Annotated in this window: 10 protein-coding genes; 7 read left to right on the forward strand and 3 right to left on the reverse strand. The window is 45.3% G+C overall.

Translation table 11 applies throughout. The features are described 5' to 3' along the window. The first annotated feature begins 67 nt into the window (after positions 1-67). From DRW41_RS01415 to mgrA, 4 genes are all read left to right on the forward strand, one after another. Positions 68-1,981, forward strand: a complete 1,914-nt coding sequence (locus DRW41_RS01415) for an alpha/beta hydrolase (RefSeq protein WP_115450181.1) — start codon at positions 68-70, stop codon at positions 1,979-1,981. Between the two features lie 560 nt (positions 1,982-2,541). After that, a complete protein-coding gene (locus DRW41_RS01420; RefSeq protein WP_115450182.1) occupies positions 2,542-2,937 on the forward strand; it encodes a hypothetical protein in 396 nt (131 codons plus the stop codon). A gap of 143 nt (positions 2,938-3,080) precedes the next feature. Further along, positions 3,081-5,342 carry an ATP-binding cassette domain-containing protein gene (locus tag DRW41_RS01425; protein ID WP_115450183.1) on the forward strand — a complete coding sequence of 754 codons (2,262 nt, stop codon included), beginning with the start codon at positions 3,081-3,083 and terminating at the stop codon, positions 5,340-5,342. 96 nt (positions 5,343-5,438) lie between these two features. Further along, on the forward strand, positions 5,439-6,434 hold the full coding sequence (gene mgrA / locus DRW41_RS01430) for an L-glyceraldehyde 3-phosphate reductase (RefSeq protein ID WP_115450184.1): 996 nt from the start codon (positions 5,439-5,441) through the stop codon (positions 6,432-6,434). 84 nt (positions 6,435-6,518) lie between these two features. On the opposite strand, the gene sstT is transcribed toward mgrA, so the two are convergent. Together sstT and DRW41_RS01440 are read right to left on the reverse strand one after the other, a co-directional pair. After that, positions 6,519-7,757 (reverse strand): serine/threonine transporter SstT, encoded by a 1,239-nt coding sequence (gene sstT, locus DRW41_RS01435; protein ID WP_115450185.1) that lies wholly within the window; start codon positions 7,755-7,757, stop codon positions 6,519-6,521. A 332-nt stretch (positions 7,758-8,089) separates the two neighbouring features. Further along, on the reverse strand, positions 8,090-9,295 hold the full coding sequence (locus DRW41_RS01440) for a thermonuclease family protein (protein ID WP_245959305.1): 1,206 nt from the start codon (positions 9,293-9,295) through the stop codon (positions 8,090-8,092). Positions 9,296-9,639: 344 nt separating this feature from the next. On the opposite strand from DRW41_RS01440, the gene DRW41_RS01445 reads away from it, so the two are divergent. Beyond that, positions 9,640-10,254 carry a class I SAM-dependent methyltransferase gene (locus tag DRW41_RS01445; RefSeq protein WP_142752169.1) on the forward strand — a complete coding sequence of 205 codons (615 nt, stop codon included), beginning with the start codon at positions 9,640-9,642 and terminating at the stop codon, positions 10,252-10,254. 32 nt (positions 10,255-10,286) lie between these two features. Further along, positions 10,287-11,216, forward strand: a complete 930-nt coding sequence (locus DRW41_RS01450; RefSeq protein ID WP_115450187.1) for an aldo/keto reductase — start codon at positions 10,287-10,289, stop codon at positions 11,214-11,216. Positions 11,217-11,318: 102 nt separating this feature from the next. Here DRW41_RS01450 and DRW41_RS01455 read toward each other — a convergent pair whose 3' ends face one another. Beyond that, positions 11,319-12,848: a hypothetical protein gene (locus tag DRW41_RS01455; RefSeq protein ID WP_115450188.1), complete on the reverse strand. Its 1,530-nt coding sequence runs from the start codon at positions 12,846-12,848 to the stop codon at positions 11,319-11,321. A gap of 247 nt (positions 12,849-13,095) precedes the next feature. Here DRW41_RS01455 and DRW41_RS01460 point away from each other — a divergent pair, with 247 nt between their 5' ends. Beyond that, positions 13,096-13,341 (forward strand): YuzB family protein, encoded by a 246-nt coding sequence (locus DRW41_RS01460; protein WP_115450189.1) that lies wholly within the window; start codon positions 13,096-13,098, stop codon positions 13,339-13,341. The last annotated feature ends 156 nt before the right edge of the window (positions 13,342-13,497 follow it).

The raw sequence follows: 13,497 nt of genomic DNA on the forward strand, positions 1-13,497 counted from the left end.
CCTCCCAAAACCGAATGAGTTATATAAGTTAAACAATAACAAATCAAATGTATCGGAGGCTGATGTATTGAAAAAACTTATGATTGTTGTTTTGGTTGTTCTTCTTCTTGCACCATTGTCAAATTCGATCGTAGAAGCAAAAGAAAAGGGGAGGGATTCGAGCGTGAAAATTGTTGAATCAATCACGTCCCAAGCCTTGGTTCATGATGATACCCCTAAACAGAATAAGCTAACTTACAAGATATATTTGCCAAAAGGATACGATTCAAAAAGAGAGGATGGGTATCCGGTCATCTATCTTTTGCATGGAAGTTCGGGAAATGAAAATAGCTGGGATGGATTTTGGGCCACACTCGACAACATGATTGAAGAAGGAATTGTTGAACCTGTTATTGCAGTCGTCCCTTCTACAGGGAACAGTTATTGGGTTGACTCTGAAAAGTTTGGCCATTATGAAGAATCCATGATAAACGACCTCATTCCTCATATCGATAAAAAGTACAACACAAAATCTGAGCGAGAGAGCAGGTTTATTTCCGGATTTTCAATGGGGGGATATGGTGCCTTACGATACTCGCTTGTATATCCGGAACTGTTTTCCGGTGCAATTCTATTAAGCCCGGCGATTCAAAAAGGATTGCCGCCTATAACTTCCGGGGCAGTTGAAAGGGGGAGCTTCGGGACCCCGTTCAATCCAAATCGCTGGGAGCAATTGAACTATCCTGCCGCATTGGAATCATATGTAAAACAACCGTTCCGGGTACCTTTCTATATCGTCACAGGTGATGATGACTGGAATCACCTTAGTGAAAAAGAGGATCTTCCTCTTGATGCTTATAAGTACAATATGGAAGTCCAGGCTGTAGAACTTTATCAAGAACTTCATCGGAAAAACCTTTTTAGCAAGGATTTTGACAAGTGGGAAGACGTTCCTTCCAATCCGGCCGAACTCAGGATTATTGACGGGGGGCATGGGATGGACGTTTGGCTCCAAGGCTTTGAGGAAGGTCTGAAATACGTGTTCGGCAAGAAAGAAAAAGATGATTTTTCTCCTTCCTATCTTGCTGCAAATTATGAAACGCCACATAAAGGTACTGTCCATCTACGTACCTTTGTTTCTGAAACATTGGGTAAAGACCACAGTCAAACTGAAAAAACATTATCCTATAACATTTATTTGCCAAATGGTTACCATGCAGCGGAGGTGGAAAAATATCCCGTTATCTATCTTCTGCATGGCAGCGGGGGTACGGCGAGCAGCTGGGATAGGTATTGGCCAATCCTTGATAAAATGATTGATGATAAAGTTATAGGACCTGTAATTGCCGTTGCTCCTATTACAGGAAACAGCTATTGGGTCGATTCCGCCAAGTACGGTGCTGTGGAGACTTCTGTTGTGAATGATTTAATAAGGGAAATTGATACAAACTTTAATACTATCGCTTCGAGAGAAGGCAGAGGGCTAGCAGGCTATTCAATGGGAGGATATGGTGCATTACGTTACTCTCTAATATACCCTGAAAAGTTTGCTGCAACGACACTATTAAGCCCTGCAATTCAGGACGGTGAGGCACCAGCGACTTCCGGAGCGGTTGAGCGCGGATCATTTGGGGAGCCATTTGACCCGGAAATTTGGGAGAAACTAAATTATCCATCAGCCCTAAAAATATATAGCAAGCAACAATACAAAGTTCCTATGTTTATTTATGCAGGTGACGATGACTGGAATCATTTAAGCGAAAAAGAAGATCTTCCGCCTGATGCAAATAAATACAATATGGAAGTCCAAGCTGTTTCTTTGTACCAGTATCTTCACAGGTCGAACATTTTTAACGAGGGTTTTGAAAAGTGGGAAGACGTCCCTGGAAGTCCTGCTGAGCTTAGAATTGTAAATGGAGGACATAGTTCACATGTTTGGGGGAAAGGTTTTGAAGAAGGACTGCAATATATGTTCCAGAATGGTTTGAGCTCTGTCAAATAATGTTTTTATCTGAAATACGCCAATCAACAGGCTTTCTTGAGTTAGCATTACCATTGAGAGAAAAATGCTTAAGCAGAATACCTGTCTCAATTTTCAGTCGGACTATGGCTTCCTATGCAAAAGTGATGGAGAATATACATTCCATGCTTTGTCGGGCCAACTTTAAGTTGTTAATTTTCTGATTGTTCGGTATTTTTTTAGTGTAAAACAGAGGATTTTCCTTCTTCAAAGTAGAATGAATATAGAAGTTTATTAAATGATGGCGGTTCCGTAGGCGTAACCTTTTTACCAAAATTTGAATCAATTAAATAAAGTGGTTATGCTGGAAAGACATTTATCAGACATGCCAGGTTGGCTGTCTTGCGGTTTCCGATTTACTTGGCGATTCCATTTTTCTCTTGGACATATGTGTGGCTGCTCTACATTAACTCTCTGGGAGGGGACAGGGATGAAGGAGAAAATTAAAAGGTGCATCAAATGCAAAACGGTTCTTACCAATTCGTCAAAAGTATGTTTTCGCTGCGGGAGCATTAATCTGGAAAAAAAGACACTGACGGCAAATGGCTAAAAAGTACAATGTGAAAAAAGTGCTGGCAGGGTTGCTGGCCCTTTTTGCTGCGGGAGTAATCTTGTTCTACAGCAAAATGTATTACCCTCCGCTTCCGATTAAACATTTGAGCAAGAAGGAAGTTTTCGAAAAAGCCCATGGCACAAATGGCCAGATTGTAAAATTATCATTTGAAAACAATTATGCCTGGTATATTAGCAATGAACGGAATATGGAAATAACCGACGAGGCCATTAAGGAGCTTATCACGAGCTACGGCTGGACTTTTTTTCAAAAGGAAGGCAGCGGGCTGTTTTTTAAAAAACAGGAAGAAACCCTCATTGTTTCAACTCAAAAATGGACAGCGGACTATACATTGATTAAAATTCCGGCCGGGTTTAATCTATAGGCCGACTAATAAAGCAGCCAAATGTGCGGATGTGGCTGCTTTTTGTTGTCCATTCTTATTGAGCGGAAAATCGATTCTGTCTAGACCGCTATCTTGTGTTACTTTATTTATAATGAACTTAGTACGAGTAAAGGAAGATATATATGACCCAGGAATATATAGTAATCCGTGGTGCCCGGGAGAATAATCTTAAAGATGTTTCCTTGCGAATTCCCAAGCGTAAAATCACTATTTTTACCGGAGTATCGGGTTCCGGAAAATCGTCAATCGTTTTTGATACCGTTGCCGCTGAATCCCAGCGTCTGCTGAACGAAAATTTCAGTACGTTCGTCAGAACCTTCCTGCCGAGAGTTCCGCAACCGGATGCAGATGCGATTGAAAACCTAAGTATGGCTGTAATCGTCGACCAGAAACGCTTGGGCGGCGGTTCCCATTCCACGATGGGGACGATTACAGATATCTCGCCACTTCTTCGCCTTCTTTACACAAGGCTGGGTCAGCCATATGTCGGCCCAGCGTCAAGTTTCTCGTTTAACGATCCCCAAGGCATGTGTCCGGAGTGCCATGGCACTGGCCGGAGGATGACCGTTGATATGAGCAAGGCACTGGACAAGTCAAAGTCTTTAAATGAAGGAGCGATTTTGCTGCCGGGCTATTCGGTGAACAGCATGGATTGGAATGTGATCGTGGAGTCGGGTTCATTCGATCCTAGCAAGAAGCTAAGTGACTATTCGGAGGAGGAACTGGAACTACTACTGTATGGCAAAGCTAGGAAAGTGGCGATGCAGTTTGGCGGTAAGACAGTGAATATTACAGTGGAAGGCGCCATCGAGAAGTTCACGAACAAGTATATTAAAAAGGACTTGAAGACGTATTCTGATCGCACGCAACAAACTGTAGGGCCGTTTATCTCCGAAGGTCCCTGCACAAGCTGCCGTGGTGCAAGACTTAGTCAGGCTGTGCTTAACTGCAGGATCAATGGGCTCAATATTGCCGAGTTGTCTTCCATGGAAGTCGGCAGCCTTATCCAGGTTATTCGAAAGATTGAGGACGTTGGTGCCGAACCAATCGTCAAGTCGCTCACGGAAAGGCTGCAGCATTTGGTGGAAATCGGACTCGACTATTTAACACTGGACCGCGAGACGGATACATTGTCTGGCGGAGAGTCCCAGCGCGTCAAGATGGTAAAGCACCTCAGCGGCAGCCTGGTTGATGCCACATACATCTTTGATGAGCCAAGTATTGGCTTGCACCCACGGGATGTGCACCGGTTAAATGGATTGCTGCAGAAGTTGCGTGACAAGGGGAATACCGTGATTGTCGTCGAGCATGATCCTGATGTTATCAAGGTGGCCGATCATATCGTTGACGTCGGGCCACACGCTGGCAGCCACGGCGGTACTATCGTGTATGAAGGCACCTACCATGGCCTGCTGGAGGCAGCTACTCTGACAGGCACTTATTTGAACCGGCCGATCCAGCTGAAGCGGGCAGCCCGGAAGCCATCCGGCAAGCTGTCCATAAAGGATGCCACATTGCACAACCTTCGGAACATAAGTGTGGATATTCCTACCGGGGTGCTTACTGTTGTTACGGGTGTCGCTGGCTCTGGCAAGAGTACGCTAATTAACGAAGTGTTCCTAAGCCAGCATCCAGATGCGATTGTCATCGACCAATCGGCGGTAGGAGTGTCAACACGCTCCAATCCCGCGACCTACACAGGCATTATGGATGATGTGCGTAAGGCGTTTGCTTCCGCAAACAAGGTCAACCAAGGTTTGTTCAGTTTCAACTCCAAGGGTGCTTGCGAGAACTGCCAAGGGCTGGGAGTTGTGTACATTGACCTTGCCTACCTTGACAGGGTAGAGGTGCCATGTGAAGTATGCGGGGGCAGGCGGTTCAAGGAGGAAGTACTCGCATATAAGCTGAACGGCAAGTCGATCGCGGATGTATTGGAGATGACTGTGGAGCAAGCATTGGATTTCTTTCAGATAAAAGAGGTTATGAGGAAACTTCAGGCGATGAGTGATGTTGGGCTGAATTATCTCACACTCGGCCAGCCGCTCAGCACGCTCTCGGGCGGGGAATGCCAGCGTATCAAGCTGGCAAGCGAGCTTCATAAGAAGGGCATCATCTATGTGATGGACGAGCCTACGACCGGCCTGCATATGTCGGATATCGGTCATCTACTCGAAATCATGAACCGCCTTGTTGAAGCCGGAAATACAGTAGTTGTCATTGAACATAACCTGGATGTGATCAGCCAAGCGGATTGGATCATTGATATGGGACCGGATGGAGGCAGCAAGGGCGGCCAGGTAGTTTTTGAGGGCATACCTGCGCAAATCATTCATTCGGAACAGTCGATTACTGGAACATATTTAATGAAGCATATTAAAGGCTAAGATTTAATCTGTGAAATCGGTCATTGAACGCTGCCGATACAGACTTGTATGTGAATTTTTAGCAGATACGTATTTTAGTTGGAAGGGGAATCGGTAATGGATTATCTGCCAAACAGTAAACGATATGATGGGATGATTTATAACAGGGTTGGGAACTCTGGGTTAAAGCTGCCAGCGATTTCACTAGGGTTATGGCATAATTTCGGGGGAAAAGATTCGTATGAAAATGGAAGGGCAATGGTCCGCAGGGCATTTGATTTAGGGATTACGCATTTTGACCTGGCCAATAATTATGGGCCGCCTCCAGGTTCAGCCGAGGAGACTTTTGGGAAAATCCTTAAACAGGACTTTTTGGGATATCGGGATGAAATGATCATTTCCACTAAAGCAGGATATTATATGTGGCCAGGGCCTTATGGAGATTATGGTTCAAAGAAGTACCTTGTTGCAAGCCTCGACCAAAGCCTAAAAAGAATGGGTCTTGATTATGTGGATATTTTTTACCACCACCGGCCGGATCCTAATACTCCTCTTGATGAAACGATGGCTGCCCTTGATTTGATCGTCAGGCAGGGGAAAGCATTGTATGTCGGGATTTCAAACTACAATGCGGAAGAAACAAAAAGGGCCATTGCAATTCTTAAGGAGCAAAAGACTCCATTTGTCATTCACCAGGCAGAGTATTCTATGCTTGACAGATGGGTGGAAGCTGAACTCTTGCCTGTTTTGTCTGAAGAAGGAGCGGGCTGCATCGCTTTCACTCCTTTGGCCCAAGGGTTGCTAACGAACAAATACCTTGCTGGTTTCCCCCTGGATTCAAGGGCTGCAAAAGAAAATACATTCTTAAATAAAAATGATGTAACACCGGAGGTTTTATCTAAAGTCACCCAATTGGACAGATTGGCGACGGAACGGGGCCAATCTTTAGCCCAGATGTCACTTTCCTGGGTTTTACGTGATAAAGTCGTTACTTCCGCCTTGATTGGCGCAAGTAAGGTAAGCCAAATCGAAGAAAATATAGCCGCACTGGAAAAATTGCAGTTTAGTACTGACGAACTTGAACGGATAAATGATATTTTGGAAATTGAATAGAGGTTTTGAAGCAAAGGGTACGTCCCTTGCTTCACGCTCACAAATAAAATGAGGCAGGGGAGTTGTCCCCTGCCTCAAATTTATTTAGACGGCTTGTTTCATGTTGATGCTCTTTCCTTCTTTGCGGCGGTTCCTGTATTCAGCGGCAGCCGTGAACAGGACGTCTGTCGAAGAGTTAAGCGCTGTTTCGAAGGAATCCTGAAGGACGCCGATGATGAAGCCAACGCCAACGATTTGCATTGCGACATCGTTTGGAATTCCGAACAAGCTAGCTGCGAGTGGAATAAGCAACAACGATCCGCCCGCTACTCCGGATGCGCCACAAGCGCAAACAGCTGAAAGTACGCTTAGAATGATAGCTGTCGGGATGTCAACCTCGATGCCAAGCGTATGGACAGCCGCCAAAGTCAAAACAGAAATTGTTACAGCCGCGCCTGCCATGTTGATGGTCGCGCCAAGTGGAATGGAGACGGAATACGTATCCTTGTCCAATCCAAGCTTTTCGCAAAGCCTCATGTTGACAGGAATGTTGGCGGCGGAGCTTCTCGTAAAGAAGGCGGTGATTCCGCTTTCCCTTACACATCGCAATACGAGCGGGTATGGGTTTTGGCGTGTCGTGAAAAAGACGATTGCCGGATTGACCACGAATGCAACAAACAGCATGCAACCAATCAAAACGGCGAGCAGTTTACCGTAGCTTAACAGCGACTCAAGGCCGTTTGTTGTGATTGACTCAATAACAAGGCCCATGATGCCGAGCGGCGCAAACCGGATGACCCATGTAACCATTTTTGAAATGGCATCGGAAAAATTTGAAATCATTGTTTTTGTTGTGTCCGGGGCATTCCTTAGCGCGATGCCGAGAACGACTGCCCAAGCAAGAATGCCGATATAGTTTGCATTGAAAATGGCTTTTACAGGATTATCGACAACGTTCAGGAGCAACGTTTTCAGGACTTCAACAACTCCGCCTGGAGCCGTTACTCCCTCCGCTCCTTTAACAAGCGTCAGGCTGACAGGGAATGCGAAGCTGACAATAACGGCGATTAATCCAGCCAAAAAAGTGCCTAATAAATAGAGGATAATAATTGCTTTCATATTCGTTTGCTGTCCGCTCTTGTGCTGCGCGATGGCAGACATGACCAGGAACAGTACCAAGACAGGTGCGATGCCTTTCAGGGCGCCTACAAATAAAGATCCAAAAATAACTAGAGGTTTCGCTGCAGCCGGAATCGCAACAGCCAGGAAGATGCCAACCACCAAACCAATGATAATTTGCTTGACCAGGCTTAATTGATTCCATTTTTTGAATAAATCTTTCATATTCTCCCCCCGTTTGTGCATATTGACTTGCTGTATTTAGAGTATCTCTTCGGCGGCCGCACTTTAAATGCTATCCACCAATAACAATAAATATAAAAGTATTATATTGAATATTTAGATATATTACAACGACGTATGTCACTTTCTAAAAAAATAAAGAGGGAGTTGGCCCTTAATTTTCCAGTGTTTGAATAAAAAACCAAAAATAAATTCAAGAATTCATTAAAAATAAAGCCTTTTTTAAGGATTCGCATGACAAAAAAGTTTTACCCTTTTTATTATTCCAGCATAATCGGAAATGAAGAAAAAAAGAAGCCGCTTGGGCTTCTTTTTTATCTTTCACAAGCATAGTTGTCTTTGTCGCGGTCCATTTTTGCCTGGTAAGCAGGATGTGTCGATGGAACCCCGTTTGGATACTTTACCCTGAGTTCTGTGCAGTTTGCGAAAATTTCAGTTTGCGTTGATGGAGCAGGGGCTGTTGCAGCCGGTTTCGAAGCGGTCGAAGTGCCCGCTGAAGGTGATTTTGCCGGCTGGGATGCGGCTGGTTTGCTTTGGGCGGGCTTTTGCGCCGATGTTTTCGGGTCTAGGTCGCCTTTCGTTGTTCCATTCGGACCATATGCCCAGAGCCCTTTGTTTTGCTCGCGTGCCTCACGCGCAAATTTTACGAAGTAATCACTGTATTTAACGTCCGGCGGATAGGTTGATGGTTCTGCATATCCGTTCAGGACGAGTTCCGCATTAAACATCTTCGCGCGGATTTCCTTTTCATTTAGATCATCCGATGGGACAGCAAGCCAGATGATGCGGAGCTGGCGCCCGTACCGGTCAGTGTTGCTTACATCCTTTTGGATCCAGATTTGTTTTCCGGTTAGCCGCGACTTCGTATAATCGCTAGCTTCCTTGCCGTACGTTTCATGCCTTGTCGTTGATTCCGGGGTATTCACCCCTACAAAGCGGATTTTTCGGCCGTCCGATGTCTGGATTGTATCCCCGTCAACTACGCGGCCAACGGTGACTTTCTCAAGGCCAAGGGCAGCAATAAGAGCGTTTGTATTTGCTTGCTGCTCAGCCTTCGCTTCTGCTTCGGCCTTTTGTTTAGCTTCCGCTTGCTTTTTGGCTTCGGCCTCCGCTTTTTCTTTTTCCTCAGCTTGCTTTTTAGATTCTGCTTCAGCTTTTGCCTTTTCGTCAGCCTTCGCTTTTTCCACAGCGGCTTTCTTTGCTAAAGCTGCCTTTGCAGTGTCATCCACCTTATCTTTTTCTTGGGCGGCTTGCTTGTCAATTTTGACATCCTGTTTTGAAGAGGCCTGGCTTTCAGCCGCATCAGCGAATGTTCCGACGAGAACAAACGTCGAAAGCACTCCCGCCGTCAAGAGGATCCACGGTTTTTTAAAATAAATCCTGCCCTTTGACTTCTGGTGGCTCAGCCAAAAACCGGCCACATAAAAAGCTACGCCAATAAGAGCGATAGGTGCCGCGGTCGATAGGATCAACAAGAACAACAGCAGCAAAGTCATGAAAATTGTTTTAAGAAGCTTCAACTTTTCTTTCCCCCTAATTTTCTTTCGATTCCAATTATACCAATATTTTTAAGTTCTAAATGTTGGTATTTAGTGGAATTGATGGAGGAACTAGGCTTTTTAAGAAAATGGTTATATATCGAAAGATTTCGTGCCGTTATCGAAAATTTTTAATTATATGGAAAATTTTAGGATGGATATCGAAAGTTTTAAGGCATTTATCGAAAACTGTCACCTTTTGGACAAATCCTCCAACCGCGTTATGCCAGACATCCACTGGAGAAAGCTTTATACCAACATAGAATCCGGCAAAAAACTACTTTTTTTAAAAAAAGAAAGGTTGTTAATGTAATGTGTGGAACTTAATGAATAGAGCAGTTCTTGGAAGGGAGGATGGAAAACAAATGGGGAACGAAGAACGAATGAAAGAGAAATGGAACAAAAAGCATCAGGAACGGCTGGCAGAGATGGAGGAACCGCTTCCGAACGAGCGTCTGGTGCGCCTTTCCTCCTATCTGAATGGGGAAAAAGCGCTTGACCTGGCATGCGGACTTGGCGGGAACAGCCTGTTTTTGGCGGAGCGTGGCTACGAAGTCGATGCCGCCGACATTTCGGAGACAGCTATTCATTTTTTGCGGGAGCATGCTCAAAAAAGGGAACTAGAGGTCCATGCCTCGGCCATGGACCTGGCGGATTTGGAGAATTTGCCATATAAGATAGGGGCCTATGATCTCATCCTGATCGCCTATTACTTGGACCGCTCGCTGTTTCCGTATGTAAAGGGCCTTTTAAAAGACGGTGGCTATTTCTTTATGGAAACCTATTATGATTCGCCAAAAGAAGGCAAGGTTTCAAAGCAATTCCTCCTTAAGCCAAATGAATTGCTCGAGGAGTTCCGGGAATGGACGATTCTTTTTTTCGAAGAAAACGAACAGGAAGGGCGGCAAATCGTTTTTTGCCGAAAGCCCGGTTTGATATGATAAAGGTACTAAAAAATGGGAGGCTGGTTGGAATGATAAAAAAGGTGCGGCTTGGAAGGACCGATTTAGAAGTAAACCCGATTGGAATGGGGACCAATGCGGTCGGAGGGCACAATATTTACCCGAATATCGATGAAGAGGCAAGCTTTGAAATGATCCGGTCAGGCTTGGAAAATGGGTTGAATTTCTTTGATACAGCCTATTATTACGGGTTGGGGCGATCCGAGGAAATCATCGGCCAGGTTGTTAAGGAGGCCGGGAAACGCGCGGAAACGGTTATCGCGACAAAAGCTTCCTATACATTCGCCGGCCAGGAAGTTGTCCACAACAATGACCCGGCATTTTTGACGCTTTCCGTCGAAGAGAGCCTGAAACGTCTTCAGTCCGATTATATTGATCTGTTCTATATCCATTTTCCGGACAAGGATACGCCCAAAGACGAGGCGGTCGGCGCGTTGAAACGGTTGAAAGACGAAGGGAAAATCCGCGCGATCGGTGTTTCCAATTTTTCGCTGGAGCAGTTGAAGGAAGCGAACAAGGACGGCCATATCGATGTTTACCAGGGCGAATACAATTTGCTGAATCGAAGTGCCGAACAGGAATTGTTCCCTTATTTCCGTGAAAACAATATTTCGTTTATCCCTTATTTCCCGCTCGCCAAAGGCCTTTTGACAGGGAAATATGATCGGAACTCAAACCTTGAAGGAAAGCGCGGGAAATTTTTCGAAAAGGAAACGTTTGAGAGAGCTTTGAAGAAAGTAGAAAAGCTAAAGGAAATCGCCGAGCAAAAAGGAGCCGATGTCGCCCATGTTGTTCTCGCCTGGTATTTGACGCGCGACGTCATTGATGCGATCATTCCTGGCGCCAAACGGCCGGAACAAGTACTGAATAACCTGAAAACGCTTGAAGTTAACTTGTCCGAAGAAGAAATTCGCGAAATCGACTTGGCGTTCCGGCAATAAGTTAACCCGCAGGAACTAAAGATATTGTCCTGGTTCATATCTCAGCCAATTCGGCCAGGCAACGAAAAAGGAAGGCCTTATCCACAAGGCCTTCCTTAAAAATCAAGCTGATGCCGGCTTGAAATTAATATGCAATTCGAGCAAAGTCTTGCTAGCCGCGGCAATAGCCTGGTTCTGCGCGGTTATTTTCGCGTAAACAGCAATTGATGCTTCTGTATTCCCCTGTTTTTTGACGAGTTCGTCGAGCTGCTTTTTCACTCCGGCAAGCTGAATGGAGCTTGCGGCAAGCTCGCCTGTCATGCCCACATAAAACTCCGCCTCTGCTTTCGCCGTCACAGGAGTAGTTGCGGCTTTTGCATAAAACTCTGCTGTTGCTTTCGCGGCGGCAGCCACCCTTGCCTCGACTTTCGCCACCTCGCCGGCAACTACTGCTACTTGTTTCGCGGCTTCAGCCTTCATGTACTGGCTGTGCAAATCATTCAGCTTCTTTTTCAGAGCAGCGTTTGCTTCTGTTTGAACGGCAATCTTTGCATATAACGCTTTTGCCGCGTCGCTCTGGCCGGAAACTTTTACCTGCGCGTCAAGCTGCTTTTTTAAGGAAGACAGCTGGCTGGCATGCGCGTTAATTTCACCCGTGGCCTTTTTGTAAAACTCCGCTTCTGCATTTACAGTAACAGGAGTGGTTGCCGCGCTGGCATAATAATCGGCGATAGCCTTCGAAGTGGCTGCCATGTTGGCTTCAGCCTTCAGTACTGCTTCAGTGATTAAGGCAAGCTGATTTACCGCAGCTTTCTGAAGGTATTGGTTATGCAAATTGTCGAGGCTCTTTTTCACAACCGCGACCGCTTCATTCTGCAAAGAAATCCGCGCATACAAGGCAGTTGTCACATCCGTTTTTCCATAATACTTCACTAATCCATCCAATTGGTTTTTCACATTTGCAAGGTCTTTCGATACGGAGCCCAAATCAGCTGCAGTTTTCTTGTAAAATTCCATCTCTGCCGCTGCCGTTACTGGGGTGGTTGCCGCTTTCGCATAAAACTCGGCTGTTGCCTTCGATAGGGCGGCGTTTTTTGCCTCAGCCTTTACAACGCTTTCCTGAATGGCAGCCAATAGTTTGGATGCATCTTTTGATTTCTGTGCTTGGACAAACTGATTATGCAAGTCTGCAAGCTTCTTCTGTCGTTGAGAGATAACATTATTTAACGCGGTAATTTTAGCATAGGCGGCGTTCACCGATTCGGTTTTTCCGTACTTTTTGGCAACCTGGTCAACCTGTCCTTTGTAGGCTTTCAGCTGGTTGCTGTTTGCCTTCAATTTGCCGGAAGTACTCTTGTAGAAATCGGCTTCGGCTTTTACGGAAAGGTTTCCGGTTCCGGCTTTTGCGTACAATTCGGCCGTCGCTTTGGCCAGCTTGCTTGTGCTCGAATCTACCTTGGAGATATTTTTAAGGATTGATTCCAGGCGTTTTTTTGCCTCTTTATCCTTGGCAGCCGCCTTGACTGAGACGGAAACGGTCACCTTCTTGGCATCGGATTTATGTCCGGCGGTGCTCGCGGACACGTTTGCTGCTGAAGAAAATACCAATCCAAGAGCAAGGGCTGGCGCTGCAATTTTCAATGACTTTTTCAAATGTAAAACCCCCTAACTGAATTTACCATACGTTACGGTGGGTGTAATTTCTTTTTGTGGGTAAATCTGTGAAAAAAATCTTTTTTATGGAAAAAATATTCGCGCCTTTTTGAGGAATTTTGACAAAACATATCCTGCAGCAATCAAAATTCTTCACAACCTCCGTCGCTGAAGGCAAAATCCCAATATCCATGCCAAATCACGGGTATACTATTCATATAGTTTTTTACAAAAGGGGGAGGGGCCAATGGGTATTGTCATCGTGGATATTTGCCAGAGCAACAGCATCAACGTGTATGATATTGAAGCGATCCTTGAATCGGAATACCCGGAAGTGTCCGTTCTCCAAAATGAGTGCCTTTCGTTTTGCGGGATGTGCGCGAGAAGTCCATTTGCCATCGTGAATGGAAAACGGGTATTCGCCAAGACGCCAGAGGAATGCCTTGAAAAAATCAGGAGGCAGATTGAAAAGGAACTCGCATTTTATGAATGACTGCCCATTGTTCGGCTAAATTCACTTGTGACAGGAAAAGAACGCGCATTTCCTGAATGGTTTATGGGCCATATTGAAAAATAACGGATTTTTTTATACAATGTTTTTATGCCTTTTGGTATAAAAATATTCCGGTGTTGAAAACTGACGCCGTAT

It is taken from the genome of Neobacillus piezotolerans (assembly GCF_003362805.1).
In the GTDB taxonomy this organism is placed as follows: domain Bacteria; phylum Bacillota; class Bacilli; order Bacillales; family Cytobacillaceae; genus Bacillus_D; species Bacillus_D piezotolerans.

Coding starts and splice junctions, on each gene's coding strand:
- sstT (WP_115450185.1), bottom strand. CDS start 7,757: ATGAAAGATTTATTCAAAAAATGGAATCAATTAAGCCTGGTCAAGCAA.
- mgrA (WP_115450184.1), top strand. CDS start 5,439: ATGGATTATCTGCCAAACAGTAAACGATATGATGGGATGATTTATAAC.
- DRW41_RS01460 (WP_115450189.1), top strand. CDS start 13,096: ATGGGTATTGTCATCGTGGATATTTGCCAGAGCAACAGCATCAACGTG.
- DRW41_RS01425 (WP_115450183.1), top strand. CDS start 3,081: ATGACCCAGGAATATATAGTAATCCGTGGTGCCCGGGAGAATAATCTT.
- DRW41_RS01445 (WP_142752169.1), top strand. CDS start 9,640: ATGAATAGAGCAGTTCTTGGAAGGGAGGATGGAAAACAAATGGGGAAC.
- DRW41_RS01420 (WP_115450182.1), top strand. CDS start 2,542: ATGGCTAAAAAGTACAATGTGAAAAAAGTGCTGGCAGGGTTGCTGGCC.
- DRW41_RS01450 (WP_115450187.1), top strand. CDS start 10,287: ATGATAAAAAAGGTGCGGCTTGGAAGGACCGATTTAGAAGTAAACCCG.